General features: G+C 65.5%; 23 protein-coding genes. 16 read left to right on the top strand and 7 right to left on the bottom strand.

All coding sequences use genetic code 11. The features are described 5' to 3' along the window. The 6 genes from BMY30_RS09785 to BMY30_RS09760 all read right to left on the bottom strand — a co-directional run bounded on the left by BMY30_RS09785 (nt 1) and on the right by BMY30_RS09760 (nt 5,381). A complete protein-coding gene (locus BMY30_RS09785) occupies nt 1-357 on the bottom strand; it encodes a RidA family protein (RefSeq protein ID WP_089713118.1) in 357 nt (118 codons plus the stop codon). Nucleotides 358-383: 26 nt separating this feature from the next. Beyond that, a complete protein-coding gene (locus BMY30_RS09780; RefSeq protein ID WP_089713115.1) occupies nt 384-1,418 on the bottom strand; it encodes a histone deacetylase family protein in 1,035 nt (344 codons plus the stop codon). Nucleotides 1,419-1,429: 11 nt separating this feature from the next. Further along, nucleotides 1,430-2,707: a TRAP transporter large permease gene (locus BMY30_RS09775; protein WP_089713113.1), complete on the bottom strand. Its 1,278-nt coding sequence runs from the start codon at nt 2,705-2,707 to the stop codon at nt 1,430-1,432. Continuing rightward, complete coding sequence (locus tag BMY30_RS09770) at nt 2,704-3,249, bottom strand: TRAP transporter small permease (RefSeq protein ID WP_089713110.1); 546 nt, start codon at nt 3,247-3,249, stop codon at nt 2,704-2,706. Before BMY30_RS09770 ends, BMY30_RS09775 begins: the two co-directional genes overlap by 4 nt. Nucleotides 3,250-3,377: 128 nt before the next feature. Next, nucleotides 3,378-4,451 carry a TRAP transporter substrate-binding protein DctP gene (dctP, locus tag BMY30_RS09765; protein WP_089713107.1) on the bottom strand — a complete coding sequence of 358 codons (1,074 nt, stop codon included), beginning with the start codon at nt 4,449-4,451 and terminating at the stop codon, nt 3,378-3,380. A gap of 84 nt (nt 4,452-4,535) precedes the next feature. After that, the gene (locus tag BMY30_RS09760) at nt 4,536-5,381 is read right to left on the bottom strand and encodes a helix-turn-helix transcriptional regulator (protein WP_089713103.1); all 846 of its coding nucleotides are present in this window, start codon (nt 5,379-5,381) and stop codon (nt 4,536-4,538) included. Nucleotides 5,382-5,615: 234 nt separating this feature from the next. Here BMY30_RS09760 and BMY30_RS09755 point away from each other — a divergent pair, with 234 nt between their 5' ends. The 7 genes from BMY30_RS09755 to BMY30_RS09725 all read left to right on the top strand — a co-directional run bounded on the left by BMY30_RS09755 (nt 5,616) and on the right by BMY30_RS09725 (nt 14,221). Then, entirely contained in the window at nt 5,616-7,169 is a 1,554-nt protein-coding gene (locus tag BMY30_RS09755) for an ABC transporter substrate-binding protein (RefSeq protein WP_089713100.1), read from the top strand. Between the two features lie 72 nt (nt 7,170-7,241). Next, nucleotides 7,242-8,219, top strand: a complete 978-nt coding sequence (locus BMY30_RS09750) for an ABC transporter permease (protein WP_089713097.1) — start codon at nt 7,242-7,244, stop codon at nt 8,217-8,219. Then, nucleotides 8,216-9,049 carry an ABC transporter permease gene (locus BMY30_RS09745; protein ID WP_089713094.1) on the top strand — a complete coding sequence of 278 codons (834 nt, stop codon included), beginning with the start codon at nt 8,216-8,218 and terminating at the stop codon, nt 9,047-9,049. Before BMY30_RS09750 ends, BMY30_RS09745 begins: the two co-directional genes overlap by 4 nt. 24 nt (nt 9,050-9,073) lie before the next feature. Beyond that, nucleotides 9,074-10,690 carry an ABC transporter ATP-binding protein gene (locus tag BMY30_RS09740; protein ID WP_089713091.1) on the top strand — a complete coding sequence of 539 codons (1,617 nt, stop codon included), beginning with the start codon at nt 9,074-9,076 and terminating at the stop codon, nt 10,688-10,690. Nucleotides 10,691-10,718: 28 nt separating this feature from the next. After that, nucleotides 10,719-12,113, top strand: coding sequence for an FAD-binding oxidoreductase (locus tag BMY30_RS09735; RefSeq protein WP_089713088.1), 1,395 nt, complete (start codon nt 10,719-10,721; stop codon nt 12,111-12,113). Nucleotides 12,114-12,120: 7 nt separating this feature from the next. Then, nucleotides 12,121-13,101 (top strand): DMT family transporter, encoded by a 981-nt coding sequence (locus tag BMY30_RS09730; protein ID WP_089713085.1) that lies wholly within the window; start codon nt 12,121-12,123, stop codon nt 13,099-13,101. A gap of 13 nt (nt 13,102-13,114) precedes the next feature. Next, nucleotides 13,115-14,221 carry a pyridoxal phosphate-dependent aminotransferase gene (locus BMY30_RS09725; protein WP_089713082.1) on the top strand — a complete coding sequence of 369 codons (1,107 nt, stop codon included), beginning with the start codon at nt 13,115-13,117 and terminating at the stop codon, nt 14,219-14,221. A 79-nt stretch (nt 14,222-14,300) separates the two neighbouring features. Here the strand turns inward: BMY30_RS09725 and BMY30_RS09720 are convergent, their stop codons facing one another. Next, nucleotides 14,301-16,277 carry a winged helix-turn-helix domain-containing protein gene (locus tag BMY30_RS09720; protein ID WP_089713079.1) on the bottom strand — a complete coding sequence of 659 codons (1,977 nt, stop codon included), beginning with the start codon at nt 16,275-16,277 and terminating at the stop codon, nt 14,301-14,303. Nucleotides 16,278-16,482: 205 nt separating this feature from the next. Between BMY30_RS09720 and BMY30_RS09715 the strand changes: the two genes are divergently transcribed. From BMY30_RS09715 to BMY30_RS09675, 9 genes are all read left to right on the top strand, one after another. Beyond that, a complete protein-coding gene (locus tag BMY30_RS09715) occupies nt 16,483-17,088 on the top strand; it encodes a DUF1326 domain-containing protein (RefSeq protein ID WP_089713076.1) in 606 nt (201 codons plus the stop codon). Nucleotides 17,089-17,109: 21 nt separating this feature from the next. Beyond that, entirely contained in the window at nt 17,110-17,853 is a 744-nt protein-coding gene (locus tag BMY30_RS09710) for a DUF2182 domain-containing protein (protein ID WP_089713072.1), read from the top strand. A 148-nt stretch (nt 17,854-18,001) separates the two neighbouring features. Continuing rightward, a complete protein-coding gene (locus tag BMY30_RS09705; protein ID WP_089713069.1) occupies nt 18,002-19,210 on the top strand; it encodes an MFS transporter in 1,209 nt (402 codons plus the stop codon). 225 nt (nt 19,211-19,435) lie between these two features. Continuing rightward, nucleotides 19,436-22,231, top strand: coding sequence for a monovalent cation/H+ antiporter subunit A (locus BMY30_RS09700; protein WP_089713066.1), 2,796 nt, complete (start codon nt 19,436-19,438; stop codon nt 22,229-22,231). Further along, the gene (locus tag BMY30_RS09695) at nt 22,231-22,569 is read left to right on the top strand and encodes a Na+/H+ antiporter subunit C (RefSeq protein WP_089713063.1); all 339 of its coding nucleotides are present in this window, start codon (nt 22,231-22,233) and stop codon (nt 22,567-22,569) included. Before BMY30_RS09700 ends, BMY30_RS09695 begins: the two co-directional genes overlap by 1 nt. Continuing rightward, on the top strand, nt 22,566-24,089 hold the full coding sequence (locus BMY30_RS09690; protein WP_089713061.1) for a monovalent cation/H+ antiporter subunit D: 1,524 nt from the start codon (nt 22,566-22,568) through the stop codon (nt 24,087-24,089). The genes BMY30_RS09695 and BMY30_RS09690 overlap by 4 nt, the downstream gene beginning before the upstream one ends. Next, the gene (locus BMY30_RS09685) at nt 24,086-24,592 is read left to right on the top strand and encodes a Na+/H+ antiporter subunit E (RefSeq protein WP_089713058.1); all 507 of its coding nucleotides are present in this window, start codon (nt 24,086-24,088) and stop codon (nt 24,590-24,592) included. The genes BMY30_RS09690 and BMY30_RS09685 overlap by 4 nt, the downstream gene beginning before the upstream one ends. Next, nucleotides 24,589-24,858: a K+/H+ antiporter subunit F gene (locus BMY30_RS09680; protein WP_089713054.1), complete on the top strand. Its 270-nt coding sequence runs from the start codon at nt 24,589-24,591 to the stop codon at nt 24,856-24,858. Before BMY30_RS09685 ends, BMY30_RS09680 begins: the two co-directional genes overlap by 4 nt. Further along, nucleotides 24,855-25,199 carry a Na+/H+ antiporter subunit G gene (locus BMY30_RS09675; RefSeq protein WP_244516173.1) on the top strand — a complete coding sequence of 115 codons (345 nt, stop codon included), beginning with the start codon at nt 24,855-24,857 and terminating at the stop codon, nt 25,197-25,199. The genes BMY30_RS09680 and BMY30_RS09675 overlap by 4 nt, the downstream gene beginning before the upstream one ends.

Here is a 25,199-nt window from a genome sequence, read left to right as displayed (position 1 = left end):
TCAGGCCTCCGGCAGTGCCGCGGTGACCATGATCTCCACCTTCCATTCGGGCTTGGCAAGCTTGGCCTCGACGGCGGCACGCACCGGCGGGCGACCCGGCACCACCCAGCTGTCCCAGGCAGCATTCATCTGGTCGAACTCTGCCATGCTGGTGACCCAGATCTGCGCGGTAATCAGGTGCTCCTTGGAGGTACCGGCCTTGTCCAGCAGGGCATCGACGCGGGCCAGCACCTGTTCGGTCTGGCCGCGCATGTCCGCGGTGGGGTCGGTCGGCACCTGGCCGGCCAGATAGACGGTACCATTGTGCACGGTGATCTGGCTCATGCGGGCATTGCTGTCGTGATAGGTGACGGTCATGGCGTGGTCTCTCGTCGGGGTGTCAGTCAAGATGCAGTGTAGCCGCTCAGGAAGGCGGCCAGGTTGTCGCCCAGGTGCTCGGTGGGATAGCCACCCTCCTGCACCAGCACGGTAGGCAGCGCCACGGCGGCGAGGCGCTGACCCACGGCGATGAAGTCATCGGTCTCCAGGGCCAAACCGGCCAGCGGGTCGTCCTTGTGCGCATCGAGCCCCAGTGCGACCACTAGCGCTTGAGGGCGGAAGTCGATCAGGCGCTCGATCAGTTGATCCAGGGTGGCCAGAAAAGCTGCGCCGTCGCTGCCCAGGGGCAAGGGAAGATTGACGTTGGCCCCCTGCCCGTCCCCCTCGCCGTGCTCGTCGGCACCGCCCCAGAAGAAGGGATAGAAGTCGGCAGGATCGGCATGCAGCGAGCCGGTCCAGACATCGCCGCGGTGATAGAAGATGTCCTGGGTGCCATTGCCGTGATGGAGGTCCACGTCGATGATCGCCACCCGCTCGTGGCGCTCGCGAAGCACCGTGGCCGCCAGCGCCGAGTTGTTGAGGAAGCAGAAGCCTCCGGCCCGCTCGGGGCCGGCATGGTGACCCGGTGGCCGACACAAGGCATAGGACGAGGGCTCACCGGTCAACACAGCATCGGCGGCGGCCTCGGCGCTGGCGGCGCTGGCCAGGATGCCAGCAAAGCTGTCGGCGGTCATCGGGCAGGCCATGTCATGCATGTGCCAGCCCACCTGCCCCACCGGGTGGCGGGGATAGTGATACCCACCGCCGCAAGGATGGACGTTGGGCGCCACGATCTCCGCGGCGTTCGACAACTCCCTCCAGCGGCCATGGATGGTCTCGATGAAATCGAGATAGCGCGGGGCATGGATCCTGGCCAGGCGGTCTCTCAAGCGCGGACTGTCGACCTCGGTGGGCGGCGTCATGGACAGGCCCATGGAGGCCAGGCCCCGCGTCAGCAACTCGGCCCGCACCGGCCCTTCCGGAGAGTCCACCGGCCGGCCACGCAACAGGAAGGTCGGCGGCGCGTGGCGTTCTTGGTCGGGGTGGTAGAAGAGCTTCATGAAAGGGTTCCTTAACCCAGCAGGGAGGGGATCCAAGTGGAGAGCGACGGGAAGATAACCAGCAGCAGGATCACCACGATGAAGGCGACATAGAACGGCAGCGAGGCAATGATCGCCCTTTCGAAGGGCACATTGGCAATCCTCGCTGCCGTCATCAACGTCATCCCCACCGGTGGCGTGACGTTCGAGATATTGAGCACCACGATCATCAGGATGGCGAAATGCAACGGATCCACGCCCAACTGGATCATTGCCGGCACCAGCACCGGGGCCACCACTACCAGCGCCGGAAGCACATCCATGACGGTGCCGACCAGGATGAGCAGCGCGCAGACCAGCAGCAGTTGCAGGAAGGTCGAGTCGCTGAAGGTGGTGATCAGGCCCGCCGCGTCCCGGGCGATGCCGGAGCGGGTGACGAACCAGCCGAGCACCGCCGAGGTCGCCAGCAGGAAGAACACCACCCCCGAGAAGCGCACCGTCACCACCAGGGCGTGCCAGATCTTGCGCCAGGTCAGGCTGCGGTAGAAGACCACCCCGATGGCGATGGCATAGACGGCGGCGAACCCCGAGGCCTCAGTGATGGTGGTCAGCCCCGAGAGGATGCCGCCGAGGATGATCAGCGGCACGATCATTGCCGGCAATGCCATCAGGAAGGCCAGGGCCGCGGCCTTGAGGGGCGTGGGTGCTTGCTTGGGGTAGCCGCGTTTCCAGGCCAGGAAGAAGCTCACCGCGAGCAGCGCCAGGGCCATCAGCAGACCGGGGATGATCCCCCCGGCGAAGAGGTCGATCACCGAGATGTCGCGCAGCAGGGTCGCATAGACGACCATCACCACACTGGGCGGGATGATTGGCCCGATGATCGATGAGCAGGCGGTGATGGCCGCGGCGTACTCGGCGTCATAGCCCTGCTTCTTCATCTCCGGAATCATGATCTTGCCGATTGCTACGGTGTCGGTGATCGCCGCCCCGGTCAGGCCGGCGAAGAACACCGACACCGAGACGTTGACGTGCGACAGCGCCCCACGCACCCGACCGAACAGAGCGTTGTTGAAGGCGATCAGCTTCTGGGTCAAACCGCCCTGGTTCATCAGCTCGGCAGTGAAGATGAAATAGGGCACGGCAATCAGCAGAAAGCCCGAAACGCCGGCGAACATGCGATCGGCAATGATGCCGAGCATGCGCTCGCCGCCCATGGCGAAACCGCCGGCCAGCCCCGACATGGCCATCACCACGGCCACCGGGGCGCCAATCAGCAGAAGCACGACAAAGGCAATGATCGCAGGCGTCATGGGCGGTTCTCCCCGTCGGCGGTCTCGATGAGTTCATCGATCACGGTGTCGTCATCGATGAAGTGTTCCAGCAGGTCGAAGCCCTGTACCAGGTGCAGCAGGATGATGACCCCGCTGATCGGAATCACGATGGCGGTGAACTTGGCCGAGATCTGGATCTGGTCGGAGACCATGTAGACCTGGTTCGCCCCCTCGAAGAAGATCCAGCCGTACCAGACCAGCATCAGGCCAAACAGCGCGATGACGGCGAGACAGAGACCGGCCGCCACCGTCAGCAATACCCGCGGCAAGCTACGCACCAGCAGGGTCATGGCTACATGCTCGCCATAGCGCAACGAAATGGTCATGGAGAGAAAGCCAATCCAGGGCAGGAAGAGCCGGGCCAGGGAGTAGGTCCAGCTCAGGGTGCTGCCGGTGACCAGCTTGTAGACGAAGGCGGTGAAGGAGATGCCCAGCATGGTCAGGATACAGGCCACACAGAGCACGATGGCGACCTGATTGACCCCATCACTCAAACGACGAAGTGGTACGAGAAGACTCATGGATGACCCTCGGGGCACGCATCGTCCAACGGCACGCACCCGGCAGGTTGATGACCATCATGCCAGCGGGGAGACGCCGGCTTGCACCTCGCCTCCCCGTAGCACCATGTAACTGGATCTTCCGTGGCTTACTCACCGTAGCGGTTGACGTCCTGCTCGACCACCGCTTCGCCGACCCGCGCTACTTCCTCGAGAAAGGCATCGACCCTGTCGGCCTCGATGCCGAAGTCGTTGACGATCCAGTCCCTCCATGCCGGCGTAGCGATCTCGGCCATGCGCTGGCGCTCCGCGGGGGGCATGATGTAGCACTCTTCGAAACGCTCGCAGGACTCCTCCCAGCTCGCTGTGGCCAGCGCACCAGCCACCCCGTGGCCGATGGCGATGGCCTCGCGGGCGGAGGTCACGATCGCTTCCTGCTGCGCCTCGGTCAGGCTCTGGAACCACTCCTCGCTGACCAGCCAGGCGGCACTGTTGTAGACGTGGCCGGTCAGGGTGGTGTAGTCCGTCACCTCGTCAAAGTTGTAGGTAACGTTGAGCACCGGTGCGTTGAATTGACCGTCGGCCAGGCCGGTCTCGAGAGCGGTGATCACCTCACCCCACGGCAGCGGCGTAGCCGAGGCGCCCAGCGACTTCATGATGGCGACGTGACCCGGGTTCTCCTCGGTGCGGATATTGAGGCCTTCCAGATCCTCCACCGTCTTGATCAATCGCTCGTTGTTGGTGAAGGCGACGAAGCCGCCACCATCATCGAAGGTGCCCAGGTAGCGCATGTTGGTTTCTTCGATGGTGCCGGACATGAAGTCGGCGAACCATTCCCCGTCGAAGAAGGCCCAGGCCTGACGCCAGTTATCGAAGATGAAGGGGGCGGTCATCATCTGGTAATCGTCGTAGAAGGACGACATGGCGCCGGTGGTGATGATGGTGGACTGAAGGGTACGCCCACCCTGGACCTCGGAAGCGGTCTCCACCTCGGAACCCAACTGGCTGTTGCCAAAGATCGATACCGTGACCTCACCATCGGTGCGGGTCTCGACGAGGTTCTTGAAGTGTATCAGCGCCGGGTAGACCTCGTTGTTGCTCATGTTCTCGGGCAGGATGGTGGCGATGGCCATTTCCGTGGACTGGGCCTGTACCTGGGTGCTGGCGATGGCCAGGGGAAGTGCTGCCAGCGCCATGACGCCGGGGAGTGTCTTCGCTTTCATGGTCAACCTCTCGTCGTATTGTCATTGTCAGGAGTCTGTCTCGCTTTCCCTGAGGAGGACATAACGAGACAGCTGACCTTCAGACTAGGCCGACTCGGCTCCCTTCGCTTGCCCGGAACTGCGATGCTCTTGCCCGAGACTCGGCAATCCTTGGTCATCACAGCGCGCCCGGGAAGGCGAGACAGCGAAGCGTCGGCGGTAGGCACGTGAGAAGCTGCCCTGGTCGCGAAAGCCCACAAGGGAGGCGATATGACCAAGACTCAAGCCGCTGTGGACGACCAGGGCACGGGCGTGATCCAGGCGTCGCCGCTGAACATAGGTGAGCGGTGTCATGCCAGTCAGCTCGCGGAAACAGGCATGAAAATGCCCGGCGCTCAGGGCGCAGAGCGAGGCCAGCTGTTCGACACGGATCTCGTCGGCCAGGTGGTGATCGATCCAGACATCCAGTCGCGCCAGGTCGAGGCGCCCACTGAAGCTCGGGCTGGCGGCCACGCCGACATCCCCTGGCAGAGGCTCGGACTCGAGATGAAGATAAAGCGCTCGCAGCAGCAGTGCGGCAATCTCGCTATGCAGGGCCGGGCAGCACTCGAGCTGCTGCATCAGACTCGACGCCAGGCGGTTCAGGCGCGGCGGGACGGTAAAGAAGCGCGGCCGCTCGAACAGGCGCCCGATCGCCTCACCATCGCGCAGTGCCGGCAGGCTCGTCGCAGGAATGTCGAGCACGAAGGTGCGGTTGCGACCATCGCCCCGGTAGTCATGGTGGCGGCCACAGGGGATCAGGCAACCCCGTTTGCCGGTGATACGATCTCCCCGTCCCTCGATGGAGAGCTCGGTGGTCCCGCGGGTGGCGAGGATAAGCTGGTGGTGGTCATGGGCATGGGCGACATGCTCCTGACCCAGGGTGGCGGCACGAAGATCGAGCAATGACATCGGGAGTATCGCCTTCCAGTCGCCATTTACAGCGTCAAGATGGCGCGACGCATAGTTGAAAGCAAGCCGAGTGGCCAGCACCTCTCGACGATCCGAGGACCCCTCGATGCCCTCAACCACCTCGTCTCGCGCCACACCGTTTTGGTAATCGATGGCCTCACGACGAGGGGCCTGCTAGCTTCAATCGGGTGACTACCCATTGCCAACAATAATCGCCTCAACGGGGACAGCATCATGAAGACACCACTGGCCATCGCCATTGCCGCCGCGGCTATCACCGCTTCCTCCGCCTTCGCCGACGAGCCCAAGTACGGCGGCGTCATCGATACCATCATCCAACCCGAGCCACCGGGCCTAGTGCTGGGGATGATCCAGAATGCCCCGACCCGCACAGTCGCCGGTAACATCTACGAAGGCCTGCTGCGCTATACCACTGACCTGGAACCCCAGCCCCAGCTAGCCAAATCCTGGGAGGTCAGCGACGACGGTCGCACCTGGACCTTCCACCTGCGCGAGGATGTCACCTGGCACGATGGCGAGCCCTTCACCGCCGAGGACGTGGTGTTCTCCGCCGATGTCTTCCACCGCGAGCTCAACCCCAGTGCCCGGGCCGTGCTCCAGCATATCGAATCCATCGAAGCCGTCGATGATCACACCGTCGAGTTCACCCTGAGCGAGCCCTTCGGCCCCTTCCTGATCTCCTTCGAGGCCGGCACCTTCACCATGGTGCCCGAGCACATCTACGCAGGCACCGAGTTCCGTGACAACGATGCCAACAATCACCCCATCGGCACCGGCCCCTTCGAGTTCGAAAGCTGGGATCGCGGCACCGTCATTCAACTGGTGAAGAATGAGGACTACTACGAGGAGGACCTGCCCTACCTCGACGGCATCAACTGGCACATCATTCCCGACGGTGCCTCTCGCGCGGTCGCTTATGAAAATGGCACCGTCGACGTGCTGCCCTATGGAACCGTCGAGAACTTCGACATCCCGCGCCTCACTGAACTGGACAACACCTGCGTGACCCAGGAGGGCCACGAGTACTTCAGCCCCTTTGCCATGCTGTGGATGAACAACCGCGAAGGCCCCACGGCTGACAAGCGTTTTCGCCAAGCGGTCATGTATGCCATGGATCGTGAATTTGCACGCGACGTGCTGTGGAATGGTCTGGGCCAGGTACCGCTTGGCGCCTTCGGCTCCAACGCCAGGTTCCAGAACGAGGATCTCGAACCCTACGATCACGACCCCGAAAAGGCCCGTGAGTTGCTCGACGAGATGGGCTACGACGGTGAGGAGGTTCGCCTGCTGCCACTTCCGTACGGCGAAACCTGGACTCGCTGGGCCGAAGCAGTTCGGCAAAACCTGCAGGAAGTTGGCATCGACGTGACCATCGAAGCAACCGATGTTGGCGGCTGGAACCAGCGCCTCGGCGACTGGGACTACGACCTCGCCTTCACCTACCTCTATCAGTATGGCGACCCGGCACTGGGTATCTCGCGAACCTACCTTTCCGACAACATCGCGAAAGGCTCGCCCTGGAACAACGTCGAGGGTTACGAGAACGAGCGAGTCGACGAGCTGTTCAACCAGGCCGCGACGGCCTACCCGGAAGAGAAGCGCGAGGATCTCTACCATGAGGTACAGGAGATCCTCCAGGAGGATGTGCCGGTGGGCTGGCTGCTGGAACTCGGCTTCCCGACCATCTACCGCTGCGACGTCAAGAACCTGGTGACCTCGGGCGTGGGCGTCAATGACGGTTTCAAGGACGCCTGGCTCGACAGGTAAGCCGCGTGGGGCAGCCCTGGCGGCTGCCCCTGCGTCGTTCCACTGCATCTCTCGACGCCAGGGGGTAATGGCATGCTCTATGCCAGGTTGATCGTGTCACGGCTGTTCAAGGCCGTGATAGTGCTGTTCATGATCATCATCTTCAATTTCTTCCTCATCCAGATGGCACCGGGCGACCCGGCTGCCATTCTGGCCGGCGAGGCCGGGGCAACCGATGCGGAGTTCCTGCGCCAGCTAACCGAGCGCTTCGGCCTCGACCAGCCGCTCCATGTGCAACTCTGGCGCTATGTGTCCGGCGTGGCCATGCTCGATTTCGGCTTCTCCTACCGGCAGCAGGTGCCAGTGCTCGACCTGATACTGGCCCGCCTGCCGGCCACCCTGCTGCTCACCGGCACCGCCTTCGTGCTGTCGCTGGTGCTGGGCATCGTCGCCGGCTCGCTGGCCGCGGCCCGGGTCAAGAAGCCCTCGGGTTCTATCATCATGGCCCTGGCGCTGATCTTCTACGCCACCCCATTGTTCTGGGTCGCGCTGATGGCCGTGGTGCTGTTCTCGGTCTATCTCGAATGGCTGCCGGCCTATGGCATGTACACCGTGGGTGCCGGCCTTGAGGGTTTCGCCTTCGCCCTGGACGTCGGCAAGCACCTGATCCTGCCGGCCACCACGCTCGCGCTGTTCTTCATGGCCATCTACACCCGCATGACGCGTGCCTCGATGCTCGAGGCCGCCCAGCAGGACTTTGTCAAGACGGCGCGCGCCAAGGGCCTGAAGAACAGCGTCATCCAGCGACGCCACATCCTGCGCAACGCCCTGTTGCCGATCATCACACTGGCCGGGCTGCAGGCGGGCCAGATGGTCGGCGGGGCCATCCTCACCGAGACGGTCTTCGCCTGGCCCGGCATAGGCCGGTTGATGTTCGAGGCCCTGCAGCAACGTGACTACAATCTGCTGCTGGGTATCTTCTTCTTCTCTGCGGCCCTGGTGATCGTCTTCAACATCATCACCGACCTCGTCTACCGCCTGGCCGACCCGCGCATCAAGGAGACGTCATGAGCTTCTTTGCCCGCTTCGCGCAGAACCGTGGCGCCCTGGTGGGCCTGATCATCCTGATGGCGATCATCCTGATGGCCATCCTGGCCCCGCTGCTGTTTCCCGAATCGCCCTGGCGGATGGTCCAGCGTCCCTTCCTGCCGCCCCTCGAGACGGAAGGCTTCCCGCTGGGGACCGACACCATGGGGCGCAATGTCGCGGCTGGCCTAATGCATGGTGCCTGGGTCTCGCTGCTGATCGGCTTGGTCTCGACCACGGTAGCCTTGGCCATCGGCGTGCCACTGGGTGCCATCGCCGGCTACTACGGTGGATTGGTCGACGACGGCTTGATGCGTTTCACCGAGTTCTTCCAGACTATCCCCAACTTCGCTCTGGCCATCGTGCTCGTGGCGATCATGCAGCCCAGCCTAACCTCCATCGTGCTGGCCATCGCCATCGTCAGCTGGCCGCCGGTGGCGCGCCTGGTGCGCGCCGAGTTCATGTCACTGCGACACCGGGAGTACGTGGAAGCGGCTCGGCTGGTCGGCCAGGGCAACGCCACCATCATCCTGCGCCAAATCCTGCCCAATACTCTGTCGCCGATCATCGTGCTGGCCTCGCTGATGGTCGCCACGGCCATCTTGCTGGAGTCCGCCCTCTCCTTCCTGGGCCTGGGCGATCCCAACGTGATGTCCTGGGGCTACATGATCGGCGCGGCCCGCACGGTAATCCGTCAGGCCTGGTGGTTAAGCTTCTTTCCCGGTGTGGCGATCCTGCTGACCGTGCTGGCGCTCAACCTGGTGGGCGAAGGGCTCGACGACGCCCTCAACCCCAAGCTCGCCCGGGAACGCTAATGAACGGCGGCCAAGGAGAATCCCATGAGTGACACCCTATTGAGCCTTCGCCACCTGAGCATTGCCTTGCCCAAGGGGGCCGACCGGGCCCTTGCCGTGGAGGATGTCAGCTACGACGTGGCGCGTGGCGAGATCATGTGTGTGGTCGGCGAATCCGGCTCTGGCAAGTCGATGGCCGCCAATGCCCTCATGGGCTTGCTGCCCAAGGGGGTGCGGGCCACCGCGGGCGAGGTGGTCTTCGATGGCCAGGACCTGCTGCAGCTCACCGAGAAGCAGCATCGAGCCCTGCGCGGACTGCGTATCGGCATGATCTTCCAGGAACCGATGACCGCGCTGAACCCGCTGATGCGGGTCGGCGTCCAGATCGGCGAGGTCTTCGAGGCCCACAATCGGCTCACCAACGCCGAGCGCCAAGCACGCACCCTGGAGCTGCTGATTGAGGTAGGCATACCCCAGCCTGAGAAGGCCATCCGCGCCTATCCCTTCGAGCTCTCGGGCGGTCAGCGCCAGCGGGTAATGATCGCCATGGCCCTGGCGCTCGAGCCGGAGCTGCTGATCGCCGACGAGCCCACCACGGCGCTGGACGTCACCACCCAGGCGCAGATCCTCGACCTGATCGGCGACCTGCAGCGGCGCCACGGGATGGCGGTGATGTTCATTACCCATGATTTCGGGGTGGTGGCCGAGATCGCGACCCGGGTCTGCGTGATGCGCGAGGGACGCATCGTCGAACTCGGCGAGGCCCGAGAGGTGCTGGAGAATCCCCAGCATGCCTATACCCGGGCGCTGATCGAGGCGATCCCCAGCAACGCTATGCCCGCTGCACGCGAGGCCGACCAGACTGCCCCGTTGCTCGAGGTCCGTCACCTGCAGAAGGTATTCCGCTCCCGCGGTGGTCTCTTCAAGCCCTCGCGTGAGGTCCATGCCTTGGACGACGTCAGCTTCACCATGGCGCGTGGCGAGACGGTGGGCATCGTCGGCGAGTCGGGCTCAGGCAAGTCGACACTGGGACGCTGTGTGGTGCGCCTGGAGCGGCCTGACAGCGGTGAATTGCTGCTCGACGGCATAGATCTGACCAGCCTCAAGGGCGAGACCCTGCGCCGCGAACGCCGTCGGGTGCAGATGATCTTCCAGGATCCCTATGCCTCACTCAACCCACGCACCCGGGTCGGCTTGGCCATCGCCCAGGGACCTATCGCCAACGGCGTGAATCGGCAGGAGGCGCTCAAGGAGGCCGGCGATCTTCTCGACCTGGTCGGCCTCGGTGCCGCCTCGGCCGAGCGCTTTCCCCATGAATTCTCCGGGGGCCAGCGCCAGCGCATCGGCATTGCCCGAGCACTGGCACTCAATCCCGAACTGATCGTCGCCGACGAGGCCGTCTCGGCCCTGGACGTCTCCATTCAGGCGCAGATCCTCGAACTTCTGGAGGACTTGAAGCAGAAGCTTTCATTGTCACTACTGTTCATCACCCACGACCTGCGCGTTGCCGCCCAGATCTGCGATCACATCATCGTCATGCAGCACGGCCGCATCGTCGAGCACGGCACCGCCGAAGCGGTCTTCCTCTCGCCACAGGAGACCTATACCCGAGAACTGCTCAAGGCTATCCCCGGCAGGGCACACGTCCTTGCCACTGCCTGATCTACGCCATCCGGAGCCTGACCCTGTCATGGACGCCCTCTTGAAGGAGATTACTGCCATCGTCGGCGCGAGCAACGTCCTCACCGGCGAGGATGTCAGTGCCCGACGAGCTGACTGGCTGACCGGCGCGCCCTGCCGCGCCGGGGCCATCGTGCGTCCGGGATCGACCTCGGAGCTCGCCGCGGTGATGCGTGTCTGCCATGCTGCTCGCCAGCCGGTGGTGACCCACGGCGGCCTCACCGGCCTGATGCATGGGGCCGAGGCGGATCCCGACGAGCTGGCGGTATCGCTCGAGCGGATGACCGCCATCGAAGCCGTCGACCCAGTCAGTGCCACCCTCACCGTGCAGGCGGGTGCGCCATTGGAAAGCGTCCAGCAGGCCGCCGAGGCGGTGGGCCTGCAGTTTGCCCTGGACCTTGGCGCTCGCGGCAGCTGCACCATCGGCGGCAACATCGCCACCAATGCCGGCGGCATCCGGGTCATCCGCTACGGCATGATGCGCCAGCAGGTGCTGGGGCTGGAGGCGGTGCTGGCCGACGGCAGCGTGGTCAGCTCGATGAACCGCATGCTAAAGAACAATGCGGGCTTCGACCTCAAGCAGCTGTTCATCGGCAGCGAGGGAACGCTGGGCATCGTCACCCGGGCGGTGCTGCGCCTGCACCCGCCCACCCCGGATGTGCAGACAGCACTGGTCGCCTGCCCCTCCTTCGAGGATCTGACCGGCCTGCTGGGCCACTTGGGCCGCAGCCTGGGAGGCAGCCTGGCGGCCTTCGAGGCGATGTGGCAAAGCCACTATCGACTGCTCACCCAGGAAAGCGGTCGACACACGCCACCGCTGTCGCCCGAAGCACCCTTCTACGTGCTCTTCGAGTCACTGGGGAGCGACCCGGAGAGCCATGGCACCCAGTTCGCCCTCGCCCTGGAGCGCGCCCTGGAAGACGGGCTGATCAGTGATGCGGTCCTCGCCCAGTCCGACTCTCAACGCCAGGGCCTCTGGTCTATCCGCGAGGATATCGAGGGGCTGATCCAGGCCCTCTCGCCACTACTTGCTTTCGACGTCAGCCTGCCGATCCCCGAAATGCATCGCTATGTCGCCACGCTGGAGGAAGCGCTGGCCCACGACTGGCCTCAAGGGCGCATGGTCACCTTCGGCCATCTGGGCGACGGCAACCTGCATATTTCCATCACAGTCGGCACTGCCGATCCAGCGGCTCGCCGAGCTGTCGAGCATCTCGTCTACACACCGCTGGCAAAGCTTGGCGGCTCGGTGTCAGCCGAGCACGGTATCGGTCTGGAAAAACGCAACTACCTGGGCCTCTCGCGTACCCCCGAGGAGATCACGCTGATGCATACCCTCAAGCGAGCCCTCGACCCACACGGGCTACTCAATCGCCACAAGGTACTCGCCCCGAAGCAGGGCTGAACGCTCGATGGCACGCTTCCTCACCGACCGCCTGACACGCCTACTGGCCGCCAACCCGGCATTCGGTTCGCTGGCCTTGATCCTCGCCATCGGACTCTTCTGGGGGGGTAACTGGCCAGCGGTACGTTTTATCCTCCGTGATCTTCCGCCCTTCACCCTGCGAGCCATCGGCTTCACCGCCGGCGCACTGGTGCTGCTGGGTTGGGCCTACTGGCGCGGCCTGCCGCTTCGCGTGGCGGGCCGGGAGTGGCCGTGGCTCGCGGTCACCGGACTGTTCACCATCCTCGGCTTCAACCTTGCCACCGCCTTTGCCCAGCTGCGCATGCCGACCTCCCAGGCGGCGATCATCGCCTTCACCATGCCGTGCTGGGCATTGCTGATGGCCTGGGGACTGCTCGGCGAAGTTGTCAGGCCGCGCCAGTGGCTGGGCCTGGCCACTGGGCAACTGGGGCTTGTCGTGCTGCTCGGGCCCGCGGCACTGGCAGCGCGAACCGAAGACCTCATCGGGCCCGTTATCGTGCTCGGGGCAGCCGTTTCCTGGGCGCTGGGTACCGTGCTGATCAAGCGACGAGGTCACTGGGAAAGCCATCCGGTGGTGATCACCGGCTGGCAGTTCGCGATCTGTGCTGCACCAATGATCGGGCTCGCGGCATGGCAGGAAACCCCGCCCCTGCCCGGCGACTGGCTCGACACGACATGGCTGGCACTGGGTTACCATCTGGTGTTCTCGATCTGCCTGGCGCAGATGCTATGGTTTCGCAACGTCAACCGCCTCACCCTAGGCCAGTCCACCATCAGCACTCTGATCATTCCGGTGGTCGGTGTCGTCAGCGCCAGCCTACTGCTGGGCGAGCCGCTGACGCTGCAGGTCGTGGTGGCTCTGCTGCTGATCCTCGCGGCGATTGCCGTCGTCATGCTCGGCAAGCGGCGCCTTGACCACGACCCGCGCCTGGCCGACCGTGACACCATTCCCCCGGACCACACCTGACTGGGAGTTCACGATGCCCCGCTTTCCCGACCACTTGACCGGCGACGGTCCGACCAACCCCTTCCCCGGGATCCGCGTACTGGAGCGCCGCCTGGGCCGCGAGATCCCCCATCGCCTGGGTTCCAACGAGGGGCTCGACATGCCCCACCGTGCCCTGCGCGAACACTTCGGCGACGCCATGGTCGAGCATGCCTACTGCTACGGGGATTCGGAGGCACTGGGAATTCGTCAGCGGCTCGCTGAGCAGCAGGGCATCCCGCTCGAGGCCCTGCTGGTCGACGCCGGGGCCGACAGCCTGATCGCCCTCACCCTGCGCACCGTGGCCGAACCCGGCACTAGCGTGGTGGCCACCGGCGGCACCTACCCCACCTTCGGCTACTTCGCCCGGGGCCAGGGCTGCCGGCTGGTCGAGGTGCCCTACGACGAGGCGCCGGGCCGCCTCGCCCCCGACCTCGAGGCCCTTTCCACCGCTGCCCGGCGGGAGCAGGCCCGGCTGGTCTACCTGGCCAATCCCGACAACCCCGGCGGCCATCTGCACGACGACGCGGCCGTTCGCCGCCTGCGCGAGACGCTGCCCGACGACTGCTGGCTGCTGCTCGACGAGGCCTACCACGACTTCCGCGACGATGCCGAGTCGCCCTTCGCTCGTGAGGTCCTGCCCGGCGTGATCCGCCTGCGCACCCTCTCCAAGGCCCACGGCATGGCCGGGCTGCGAGTCGGCTATGCCATCGCGGAGCCCGAGACCCTGGCGATGATGATGAAGGTACGCATCCACTATGCGGTCTCGACGCTGACCCAAGCCGCCGCCGAGTTGGTCCTGGACCATCCCGACGAGACCCACGAGCACATCGCCGCAGTACTCAAGCGTCGCGAACGACTGGCCGAGCACTTCCGCGGGCTCGGCGCCGAGGTGCTGCCCAGCGCCACCAACTTCATCGCCATCCGGCTGCCCAGCGCCGAGCTCGCCGAGCGAGTCAACCGGGAACTGCTCGAGGACGGACGACTGATTGCCCGTCCGGCTCACCCGAACCTCGGGCACGTGCTGCGCATCACTGCCGTGGAAGATGCCCTGGTGCCGGGCCGGCTGGCGATCCTGGAGCGCGCCCTGAAGGAGGGGTGAGGCTAGAAGGAAACACTGAGATGCACCATCGCTGAATGGCACGCATGCACTCAGCGTTTCCTCGACAGCGCCCCTGCCTTCACAGGTCAGGCGGGCAGAGGTCGCCATGGCGATAGCGGTAACCGACCCCTGTCACCGTCTCGATGCGGCCCGCCTCATCCCGCAGCTTGCGCCGCAGTCCCACCACCACGGCATCCACCTTGTTGCTCCAGCCCGTATAGTCGCTCTGCCATACCTCCTGCAGCAGCCGCTCACGGGATACCGCTTCGCCTTCACGATCCAGCAGGTACGTGAGCACGCCGAATTCCAGCGGCGTCAGGGCAATGCGGCGGTCATGGTGGATCAGCTCGTGCGCCTGTCGATCCAGCCATTCGGTGGCGCCCTCCAGCCCTAGCTCCGCGGCAGCCAGCCGAGCCAGCCAGCCGTCCACCGAACGCGGTCCGAAGTCGAGCATCGCGGAGGCATGCTCGACTCCGTCCAGGGTGACGCGAGTCGGTAGCGGCCGGAACCCCAGCGTCTCGGCGACCGCCGCATAGGGGGAAAGGTCGGAGAGCACCAGATAGACGCGGCGCAGGGCCGGCCGCATCTCCATGTAATCGCGCTTGAGGGCCAGCCAACAGGCGGCCTGGACCTCGCCCGGGCGTTCGCCGTCGTCGCGTCCCAACCAGCGGCGAATGAACAGCACCCGCTCGCCGTCGGGCAAGGGCGAGGCCTTCAGCGCCTTGCACCAGGCCGCGGTGACGGGATCCTCGGCCAGGCACCTGGGCGACGCCTGGTGGGGATCGAAACGGCAACACAGGCCCTGGCACCGGCCTCCTGTATCGCGCACCACGAAGAAGGCCTCGGGCATCGCCTGCCACCATCGCCACAGGGCCCGCGCTCCTTCGGGACCTTCATGGCGATGGATAATGTCCTGAAGCGTGGGCACGTCACCCGGGTGTGCCGGCTCCACCACCAGCTCGGGACGGTCCGACGGGAAGAAGGCTTCGCGTACGACGGGGTTCTCGACCAGATAGAGCAGATCGGCGGTGTAACGCCACAACTCGCTGCGCCCCGATCCGGCGACCTGCCTCGCCAGGGCCTGCCAGGCCCGACGGCGATAGCGCCCGTGACGCTGCGGGTCCCGGGCGAGAAAACTCCGCTCCAGCGCCTCGCGCACCATCTCATGCAGGCCCAGGCCGTCTGGCAGGGCCTCGACGAGGTCGAGCGTGCGCAGGCGAGCATAGGCATCATCGGGCGAGACCTCGGGGAACATGGCCTCCAGCAGCGGTTCGGTGATACGGCGCACCACGCTGGCCCCCTCCAGCAAGCGACGCTGGAGCGGATCGGTGATATCCGCCAGGTAAAGCTCGGTGAGTGCGTCCATGAGCTGCTGCAGGGAGGCCTCTGGCAGCCGGAAGCCGGGGCGTGCGGGCAAGGTGGCAGCGGCCAGTTGGATCGCCAGCGGATTACCGTGCAGCCGCCTTGCCAGGGCCGTCGCCTGCGCACCGGAAAAGCCCAGGCTTTCCAGCAATCGCGTCGCATCGGAGATGGCCAGGGGAGCCATCGACAGCACTCGCACCCCCCGCCCCTCCGGCCCGCCGTGCCAGCGCGTTGCCGGCCGATGACGCCCGCTGAGCAGAAGCCGCACGCCATCGGGCAACTGCGGCACCAGCGAAGAGCGCAGCCAGGTGTCCAGCAGATGCAAGGCCTCGACGCCGTCCACGGCGATGATCAACAGCCGGCGCTGCTGCCCTTCCAATAGCCCCTCCAACAGGCCTTCCAGATCAGGCAAGGTCTCGAGGCGGGTCTGCACTGCCTCGCCCAGGGCGGTCAGGAAACCCTCGGGCGTAGGCTCGATACTGCCTCCTTCCAGGAACAGACAGCGAACGCCGCCACGCTCGGCGTTATGCACGAAACGGCCCACTAGGACGCTCTTGCCGATGCCCGCGACCCCGTGGACCCACATCACCCTCGGCCCCGCCTCGTCCAGCAGGGTCAACAGTTGCTCCAGCTCCGCTTCCCGGCCTGCCAGCGTACCGGCAGGGCCAGGGACCCATCGTTCCAGGCCTGCCATCGGTCCGTCCCGCTTGCAGTGACTCTCCTTCAGCCTAATCCAAGCTCACCACGTCGTCGCCTCGATATCGATTCTCATGGAATTCTCATCGCCTTCTCGAGAGCGGCACCCGACAAGGCGCTATACGTGTAAGACACGGATGGGAATGACACGACATCCAGTGACGACTCTCACCCACAGACAAAGACCCAGAGGAGATTCGATCATGACGACACAATGGCGAATCGAGGGCACCTACTTCGAGGCCTGCAACTGCAAGGGAGCCTGTCCCTGCCTGTTCGGCGAGGATCCCACGGAAGGCAGCTGCGACGCCCTGGTGGCATGGCATATCGATCGTGGGAGCATGGATGGCACCTCCCTCGATGGGCTGAATCTTGCCATGGCCCTGCATGCCCCGGGAAACATGACCGCCGGCGACTGGAAAGTAGTGGTCTACGTCGACGCCAGCGCCAACCAGCAACAGCATGACGCCCTGGTACAGATCTTCGGCGGCAGTGCCGGGGGGCATCCGGCCACCCTCGCCGGCTTCGTCGGCGAGATCCTGGCGGTCGAGTCCTTGCCGATGCGCTACGACATCGAAAGCCAGCACCAGCGGCTCGAAGTGGGCGAGATCGCCGAGGCCTCGCTGAATGCCATCGCAGGACAGAACGGCGAGGAAGTCACCATCAGCGGCCATCCTGTCGCGATTGCGCCAGGCAATACCGGGACGGTGGCGCAATCGGAGCAGGTCTCTCACCGCGGCTACGGCCTGGACTGGAGCTTCGGCGGCCGCACCGCCTTCTATTCTCCTTTCCAGTATCAGGCGGCGTAAGGACAACAGCAGGAGCGCGAGATGCGTGCCATTTCCCTGCACACGCTACGCCACGATCGTGCCCTGCTGGTGGGCTGTCTGGCGCTGGCCACCGTGTTGAGCTGGTGGTATCTGGTACGCATGGCCGGAGGCATGCCGGGCATGGAGGCCCCCATGTCCTTCCGGCCCTGGGCCACCTTCATCATGTGGATGGTGATGATGGTCGGAATGATGCTGCCGGGGGCCGCGCCGGGCATCCTGATGTTCGCCGCAGCGCGGCCCCAGCTCAGAACGGGGGCGTCGCTGCCCTACCTTTTTGCGCTCGGTTACCTGCTCGCCTGGGCGGGTTACGCGGCCCTGGCCACGACCAGCCAATGGGGGCTCCATGCACTGGGCCTGTTGTCGTACTCCCGAGCACTGAATGACAGCGTCCCGGCCGGTTTGCTGGTGCTGGCCGCCGGCGCCTTCCAGTGGACACCGTTGAAGCACGCCTGCCTGTACCGTTGCCGCAGCCCACTGGGCATGGTCGCCGAGGGGTTCCCTGCCAGCCGAGTTCGCGCCCTGCGGGCCGGCATCCTGCTCGGTCTGTACTGTGCGGGCTGCTGCTGGGCGCTGATGGCACTGATGTTCATCGGTGGGGTGATGAACCTGGCATGGATGGCCCTGCTCACCCTGGTCATTCTGCTGGAAAAGCTGGTCTCCCCCTGGAAGTGCCTGGCCGATGGGCTCGGCCTGGCCCTGGTGGCCTATGGTGGCTGGCTGCTGCTCATGGGGCTCGGGAGATGAGCGCAACCCTGACGCAAAACCCATCACGCCCGGCCTCCGTCGCCTAGGATGGCGGCCGGGTAACTGTCTCGGGACAGCGACAGTGGCAAGACGTGGATGATCGCGCGATAGTGGCTTGTCATTAGTCTGCAAACAGGTCTCTCCCCGAATGGATGCGCTTCGCCGCCACACCCTGCTGATCATCGTCCTGGGCAGCCTGGTCATCTCGTTGGCCATGGGCCTGCGCCATGGTTTCGGCTTGTTCATGGAGCCGATGAGCAGTGACCTGGGCTGGGGGCGTGAGGTCTTCGCCTTCGCCCTGGCCCTGCAGAACCTGATCTGGGGGCTGTCCCAGCCCTTCAGCGGGGCCCTGGCCGATCGCTTCGGGGCTGCGCGAGTGGTGGCGGCGGGAGGGCTGCTCTATGCCCTGGGGCTGGCCATGATGGGAGGGTCGGACTCGGCCCTGGGCATGTCGGTGAGTGCCGGGCTGCTGATCGGCCTGGGCCTGTCAGGCACCACCTTCTCGGTGATCCTCGGCGCCGTGGGGCGCGCCGTGCCACCCGAGAAGCGCAGCCTGGCCATGGGCATCGTCAGTGCCGCGGGCTCCTTCGGCCAGTTCGCGATGCTGCCCGGCACCCTGGGGCTGCTGGAGTGGCTCGGCTGGTCCGCCGCCCTGCTGGTGATGGGCGGGCTGGCGGCATTGATGGTGCCCCTGGGCGGGATGCTGCGCGACCGCCCCTCGCCCCGACAGGCCAGCGACCTATCGTTGCGAGCCGCACTCGACGAGGCAGCCGGCCATCGCGGCTTCTGGCTGCTCTGCCTGGGCTTCTTCGTCTGCGGTTTCCAGGTAGTATTCATCGGCGTCCACCTGCCTGGATATCTCGTCGATAACGGCATCGCCGTGCAGGTGGGTGGCACCGTCCTGGCACTGGTGGGGCTGTTCAACATCGTCGGCACCTACACCGCCGGCTGGCTGGGCGGCTTTCTCTCCAAGCCGCGACTGCTGACCTGGCTCTACCTGATCCGCGGCGTGGTGATCACCATCTTCCTCGTCGTCCCCCTGAGCCCGGCCAGCGCCTACCTGTTCGGTATCGCAATGGGCCTATTGTGGCTCTCAACCGTGCCGCTGACCAACGGCATCGTCGCCTCGGTGTTCGGCGTGCGCCACCTCTCCATGCTCGGCGGCATCGTCTTCCTCTTCCACCAGTTGGGCTCCTTCACGGGCGTCTGGCTGGGCGGCTACTTCTACGACCTCTACGGCGACTACGCTGTGGTGTGGAAGATCGCCATCCTCCTCTCGGTGGCGGCAGCGGCCCTGCACTGGTTCATCGACGAGGTGCCGGTGAAGCGCCAGGCCAGCACCGGGGCCGAGGCGTGAGCCGCACCCGACGGCAACTTCTCGCAGGGCCTGCCCAAGCGCAAGCAGGATCAGCCGCAGGCCTTCACCATCCCCTGCGGGGCAGGTAATCTCGACTCGAGACGCCCTTCGGCGAGTTTCCAACGACATCACCCCCGGTTGACACCAATCAAGGCAGACCACGCTGCCGGGGTGTGAAGTGTCGGAAACATGTCGCACTCGATGCTGGACGGGGAGACGAGTCCCATGCCACTTGCGCTGATCATCCTTCTACCGCTGACGGGCGCCTGCCTGCCCGCCCTGATGCAGGGTCGATCATCGCGCCTGCTGGCCTCGGTCTCGGCGATTCCCGCCCTATTGAGCCTGCTTCTGCTGCTGAGCTGGTTGCCACACGTCATGCACGGCGGCGAAGCCATCGTGCAGCAACTGACCTGGCTGCCGTCGCTGGGCCTCAACGTGGCCTTTCGCCTCGACGGCCTGGGTCTGCTGTTCGCCCTGCTGATCACCGGCATCGGCTGTCTGATCCTGCTGTATGCGCGCTACTACTTCGAGGGTAACGATGCATCGGCGCGCTTCTTCACCCTGATCCTGCTGTTCATGTCGGTCATGCTGGGCATCGTGCTCTCCGAGAACCTGCTGTTCCTGCTGGTCTTCTGGGAGCTGACCAGCCTGATCTCCTTCCTGCTGATCGGCTACAATACCGACCGCCAGGGGGCCAGGCTGGGCGCGCGAATGTCACTGGTGATCACCGGCGGTGGCGGGCTGGCACTGCTCGGCGGCCTGGTGCTGCTGGGCCAGGCCGCCGGCGGCTATGAGCTCTCCACGGTGCTGGCGGCGGGCGATCGCATCCGCGCCGACGAACACTACGGCCTGATGCTCAACCTGATCCTGCTGGGCGCCTTCACCAAGTCGGCACAGTTCCCCTTCCACCTCTGGCTGCCCCACGCCATGACGGCGCCCACACCGGTCTCCGCCTATCTGCACAGCGCCACCATGGTCAAGGCGGGGCTGTTCCTGATCGCCCGGCTGCACCCGGCACTGGGCGATTCCCCGGAGTGGTTCCATCTGGTGACCCTGACCGGCATGCTGACGCTGATGGTGGGCGCCTTCGTGGCCATGTTCATGCATGACATGAAGGGGCTGCTGGCCTACTCCACGGTCTCGCACCTGGGGCTGATCATGCTGCTGCTGGGATTGGGGACCCCCATGGCGCTGGCGGCGGCGCTCTTCCACCTGGTGTGCCATGCGCTGTTCAAGGCGCCACTGTTCATGATGGCGGGCTACGTGGATCGCGCCACCGGCACCCGCGACATGCGCCAAATCAACGGCATGTGGCGCTTCATGCCGGCACTGATGGTGCTGTCCGGCATCTCCGCCGCCGCCATGGCCGGCCTGCCTCTGATGAGCGGCTACCTGAGCAAGAAGATGCTGTTCACCGAGAGCCTGCTGGTGACGGCACCCGACTGGGCCATCGTGGTGATTCCCGCCTGGGTGACCCTGGCCGCGCTGTTCTCGGTGGCCTACTCGATCCGTATCTTCCACAACGTCTTCTTCAACGGCCGGCCGATCGATCTGCCGACCTGGCCGCCCAAGTCACCGCGAACGGCCGCGCTGTCGCCCATCGCGCTGCTGGCCTTGTCCACGCTGCTGGTGGGGCTGGTGCCGGAGCACGTCTACTCCGCCCTGGTCCAGCCAGCCTTCGCCGCCGCACGTCAGGTGCTTGTCGATCCCTATGATTTCTCGACGCTGGGCGGCAGCGTGCCCATGGTCATGAGCCTGATGGCCCTGGCCGGCGGCGCACTCTTCTACCACATGCGCGACCCGCTGTTTCGCCTGCACGCTCGCCTGCCGGAGGTGGACGCCAAGGAGATCTTCGACTGGCTCATGCGCAGCGCTATCGCCCTGTCCCAGCGCCGCGTCTTCCAGCTGGAGAACGGCTCGCTGCAGCGCTACCTGGTCTTCATCCTGCTCACCGTACTGGTGCTGGTCGGCCTGGAACTGCTGGCCGTCGACCACTGGCACGGCGGAGTGGCGCTGGCACCCCTCGACCCCTTGACCCTGCTGGCAGCCATCCTGCTCTGCCTGGCGGCGATCGGCGTGGTGGTCTACCACCATCTCCGCCTGCCGGCCTTGCTGTTGCTCGGCGTGACCGGGCTCTTCGTCACCGTCACCTTTGCCCGCTTCTCGGCGCCGGACCTCGCCCTGACCCAATTGATGGTGGAGGTGATGGCCGTGGTGATCATGATGCTGGCGCTCTCCTTCCTGCCGCAGACGTCACCCCTGGGATCGACACCCTTCCGGATGGGGCGCGACCTCGCCATCGCCGTGCTGATGGGCATCGGCGTAACGGCCTTCAGCTTCGCCATCCTCACCCGCCCGCAGGAGACGATCTCCGACTTCTTCCTGGCTAACAGCGTTCCCGGTGGCGGCGGCACCAACGTGGTCAACGTCATCCTGGTGGACTTCCGCGGCTTCGATACCCTGGGCGAGATCACCGTGCTCGGCATCGCCGCCGTGGCGGTGTTCGCCTTCACTCGCGACCTGCACCTCAAGGAGCGCGTGGTGGATACCAACCCCGGGCACTGGGTCGCCGAGCCCCATCCGATCATGCTCAGCACCGTGGCCCGCCTGGTGTTGCCGATCGCCCTTCTGGTCTCGGCCTATATCTTCCTGCGCGGCCACAACCTGCCCGGCGGCGGCTTCATCGCCGGGCTGATCACCGCGGTGGCGCTGACCCTGCAGTACATGGCGGGCGGGCTGGTCTGGGCCCAGGAACGCATGCTCTCTCCCTTCCGGCCGCTGATCGGCGCCGGGATCCTGATCGCCGTGCTGACCGGCCTGGGCAGCTGGCTGTTCGGTTACCCCTTCCTCACCTCCGCACATGGCCACATGCACCTGCCATTGATCGGCGAGTTCGAGCTGGCCACCGCCATGCTCTTCGACCTCGGGGTCTACGCCACCGTGGTCGGGGCGACGCTGCTGATACTCGCCAACCTCGGCAAGCTGATGACCGTGGCCGGCCCCGGCAAGGAGATCGGCTGATGGAACTCCTCTACGCGATCACCCTCGGCGTGCTGACCACCTGCGGGGTCTACCTGCTGCTGCGGGCGCGCACCTTCACGGTCATCCTGGGGCTGACGCTGCTCTCCCATGCGGTGAACCTCTACCTGTTCGCCTCGGGACGCCTGGTCGCCGGAGCGCCGGCCATCGTCGGCCTCACCGGGCGCTCGGCGGACCCGCTGCCTCAGGCCCTGGTGCTCACCGCCATTGTCATCGGCTTCGCGATGACTGCCTTCGTCGTGGTGCTGGCCCTCAAGGCGGCGGTAGAGCTGCGCAACGACCACGTGGACGGTGAGAATCCCGACGAGGACCGCGCATGAACCACGCCCTGATCCTGCCGATACTGCTGCCGCTGATCACCGGTGCCGGGCAGCTGCTGTTCTACCAGGCGCCCTTCGCCCTGCAGCGCCTGCTGGGGTTCGCGAGCACCTTCTGGCTGGTGCTGCTGGGGATCTGGTGCCTTCAGATCGCCGGCAGCGGCGAGCATGTTCTCTACCACGCCGGCGACTGGCCGGCACCGTTCGGCATCGTGCTGGTCCTCGACCGGCTCTCCGCCATCATGCTGGCGCTGACCGCCGTGCTGGGTTTCTGCTGCCTGCTCTATGCCAGCAGCGGCAGCGACAAGCGGGGGGCACACTTCCATGCCCTCTTCCAGTTCCAGCTGGCCGGCCTCAACGGCGCCTTCCTGACCGGCGACCTGTTCAACCTCTTCGTGTTCTTCGAGATCCTGCTGATCGCCTCCTATGCCCTGCTGCTGCACGGCGGGGGACGGGCCCGCAGCCGTGCCGGGCTACACTACGTGATCATCAACCTGGCGGGCTCGGCGCTGTTCCTGATCGCCCTGGGGACCCTCTATGGCCTCACCGGCACCCTCAACATGGCCGACCTGGCCCTGCGGGTGGCGGATGCGCCGCCGGGCGATGCGCCGCTGCTCGCCGCCGCCAGCCTGGTCCTGCTGGTGGTATTCGGCATCAAGGCCGCCATCCTGCCGCTGCTGTTCTGGCTGCCGCGCGCCTATTCGGCCGCAAGCGCACCGGTCGCCGCGCTCTTCGCCATCATGACCAAGGTCGGCATCTACGCCATCCTGCGAGTCTTCCTGCTGGTCTTCGCGCTGGGCGAGACACCGGTCAGCGAGACTGCCTGGGGCTGGCTGTGGCCGCTGGCGCTGCTGACCCTGGCGCTGGGCGGCGTCGGGGTGCTGGGCTCGAACAGCCTGCGCACCCTGACCGCCTACCTGGTGATTCTCTCGGTGGGCACCCTGCTGGCCACCATCAGCTTCGCCACCGAGGCAAGCCTCGGTGCCGCGCTCTTCTACCTGATCCACAGCACCGGCATGACCGCCGTCTTCTTCCTGCTGGCCGACCTGCTCGGCCAGCAGCGGGAGGAGGGCTACGACCGCTTCTCGGCGACCGGCCCCATCGGGCATCGCTGGCTGCTGGGCAGCCTGTTCTTCATTGCCGCCATCGCCATGGTCGGCCTGCCCCCTTTCAGCGGCTTCGTCAGCAAGGCGTGGATCCTGCAGGCCAGCGCTCAGGAGCCCCAGGGGTTCTGGCTGTGGGGCGTGCTGCTGGCTGCCGCACTGCTGACCCTGATCGCCCTCAGCCGCACCGGCAGCAGCTGGTTCTGGCGCCCCGGCGAGATGGCCAGCCCCTATCCGCTCGAGCGGGGCCCGCTGACGCTGGTGTCCTTCATGGTCGGCCTCAACGGGCTTCTGGCGGTGTTCGGCGAACCGGTGATGGGCTACCTCGAGCTGACCGCAGAGCAACTGCTAAACCCGCAGGCCTACATCACCGCCGTGCTGCCGGAGGCCACCGCTGCCGGCCAGGAGATCTCACCATGACACCGTCGTTCCGCTCCCGGCAGTTCTGGCTACCGCATCCGCTGTTCTCGCTGTTCCTGGCGCTGCTCTGGCTGTTGATGGTCAACGACTTCAGCGTGGCTCATGCCCTGCTGGGGCTGGCCCTGGGGGTAGCCATTCCCTTCATGACCCACGCCTTCTGGCCCGAGGAAGCCAGGATCAAGCGCCCTCTGCCGCTGCTGCGCTACCTGCTGGTGCTGCTGGTGGACATCCTGCGCTCCAACCTGGTGGTGGCCCTGCGCATTCTGCGCCCCACCCGACATCTGCAGCCGGGATTCTTCATCTATCCGCTGACCCTGGACGACGACTTCGCCATCACCATCCTGGCCAGCACCATCTCGCTGACTCCCGGCACCGTCTCGCTCCACTACGATGCGAAGGCCAATAGCCTGCTGGTGCATGCCCTGCATCTGGAGGACGAGAACGAGGCCATCGCCACCATTCGTGAGCGTTACGAGCATCCGCTCGAGGAGATCTTCCGATGATTGCCGTCGTCATACCCATCGCCATGGCGCTCTTCGCCGTCGCCGCCTTGCTCAACCTCTACCGCCTGGCCATCGGCCCGGATATCGTCGACCGGATCCTGGCGCTGGACACCCTGATGATCAACAGCATCGCGCTGATCGTACTCTCAGACATCTGGATGGGGATCGGCATGCTCTTCGAGCTGGCCCTGCTGATCGCCCTGATGGGCTTCATCAGCACCGTGGCCATGAGCAAGTACCTGCTTCGGGGGGACGTCATCGAATGACCAGCATCGACATGCCGTGGTACCTGCAAATCATCGTCGTCGCCTTCCTGCTGTTCGGCGCCCTAGTCGCGCTGATCGGCTCCTGGGGGCTGGCCAAGCTGCCCGACTTCTACACACGACTTCACGGCCCCACCAAGGCCAGCACCCTGGGCGTCGGTTGCACGCTGATCGGCTCGCTGCTCTATTTCAGCCTGCAGCAGGACGGTGTCTCGGTTCAGGAAGCCCTGGTGACGATCTTCCTGTTCGCCACTGCCCCGGTCAGCGCCCATATGATGGGCAAGGCCGCCCTGCGCCGGCGCCTCAAGGGCGTGCCGGGAACCCGCAACATGCCCGATCGGTAG

This window comes from Halomonas daqiaonensis (assembly GCF_900109725.1).
Lineage (GTDB): Bacteria > Pseudomonadota > Gammaproteobacteria > Pseudomonadales > Halomonadaceae > Halomonas > Halomonas daqiaonensis.
This window is presented reverse-complemented; position numbering and strand designations above follow the sequence as displayed.

Coding starts and splice junctions, on each gene's coding strand:
- BMY30_RS09710 (WP_089713072.1), top strand. CDS start 17,110: ATGCGTGCCATTTCCCTGCACACGCTACGCCACGATCGTGCCCTGCTG.
- BMY30_RS09745 (WP_089713094.1), top strand. CDS start 8,216: ATGAGCTTCTTTGCCCGCTTCGCGCAGAACCGTGGCGCCCTGGTGGGC.
- BMY30_RS09680 (WP_089713054.1), top strand. CDS start 24,589: ATGATTGCCGTCGTCATACCCATCGCCATGGCGCTCTTCGCCGTCGCC.
- BMY30_RS09740 (WP_089713091.1), top strand. CDS start 9,074: ATGAGTGACACCCTATTGAGCCTTCGCCACCTGAGCATTGCCTTGCCC.
- BMY30_RS09775 (WP_089713113.1), bottom strand. CDS start 2,707: ATGACGCCTGCGATCATTGCCTTTGTCGTGCTTCTGCTGATTGGCGCC.
- BMY30_RS09725 (WP_089713082.1), top strand. CDS start 13,115: ATGCCCCGCTTTCCCGACCACTTGACCGGCGACGGTCCGACCAACCCC.
- BMY30_RS09780 (WP_089713115.1), bottom strand. CDS start 1,418: ATGAAGCTCTTCTACCACCCCGACCAAGAACGCCACGCGCCGCCGACC.
- BMY30_RS09715 (WP_089713076.1), top strand. CDS start 16,483: ATGACGACACAATGGCGAATCGAGGGCACCTACTTCGAGGCCTGCAAC.
- BMY30_RS09755 (WP_089713100.1), top strand. CDS start 5,616: ATGAAGACACCACTGGCCATCGCCATTGCCGCCGCGGCTATCACCGCT.
- BMY30_RS09690 (WP_089713061.1), top strand. CDS start 22,566: ATGAACCACGCCCTGATCCTGCCGATACTGCTGCCGCTGATCACCGGT.
- BMY30_RS09785 (WP_089713118.1), bottom strand. CDS start 357: ATGACCGTCACCTATCACGACAGCAATGCCCGCATGAGCCAGATCACC.
- BMY30_RS09695 (WP_089713063.1), top strand. CDS start 22,231: ATGGAACTCCTCTACGCGATCACCCTCGGCGTGCTGACCACCTGCGGG.
- BMY30_RS09720 (WP_089713079.1), bottom strand. CDS start 16,277: ATGGCAGGCCTGGAACGATGGGTCCCTGGCCCTGCCGGTACGCTGGCA.
- BMY30_RS09730 (WP_089713085.1), top strand. CDS start 12,121: ATGGCACGCTTCCTCACCGACCGCCTGACACGCCTACTGGCCGCCAAC.
- BMY30_RS09705 (WP_089713069.1), top strand. CDS start 18,002: ATGGATGCGCTTCGCCGCCACACCCTGCTGATCATCGTCCTGGGCAGC.
- BMY30_RS09700 (WP_089713066.1), top strand. CDS start 19,436: ATGCCACTTGCGCTGATCATCCTTCTACCGCTGACGGGCGCCTGCCTG.
- BMY30_RS09735 (WP_089713088.1), top strand. CDS start 10,719: ATGGACGCCCTCTTGAAGGAGATTACTGCCATCGTCGGCGCGAGCAAC.
- BMY30_RS09675 (WP_244516173.1), top strand. CDS start 24,855: ATGACCAGCATCGACATGCCGTGGTACCTGCAAATCATCGTCGTCGCC.
- BMY30_RS09685 (WP_089713058.1), top strand. CDS start 24,086: ATGACACCGTCGTTCCGCTCCCGGCAGTTCTGGCTACCGCATCCGCTG.
- BMY30_RS09770 (WP_089713110.1), bottom strand. CDS start 3,249: ATGAGTCTTCTCGTACCACTTCGTCGTTTGAGTGATGGGGTCAATCAG.
- dctP (WP_089713107.1), bottom strand. CDS start 4,451: ATGAAAGCGAAGACACTCCCCGGCGTCATGGCGCTGGCAGCACTTCCC.
- BMY30_RS09750 (WP_089713097.1), top strand. CDS start 7,242: ATGCTCTATGCCAGGTTGATCGTGTCACGGCTGTTCAAGGCCGTGATA.
- BMY30_RS09760 (WP_089713103.1), bottom strand. CDS start 5,381: ATGTCATTGCTCGATCTTCGTGCCGCCACCCTGGGTCAGGAGCATGTC.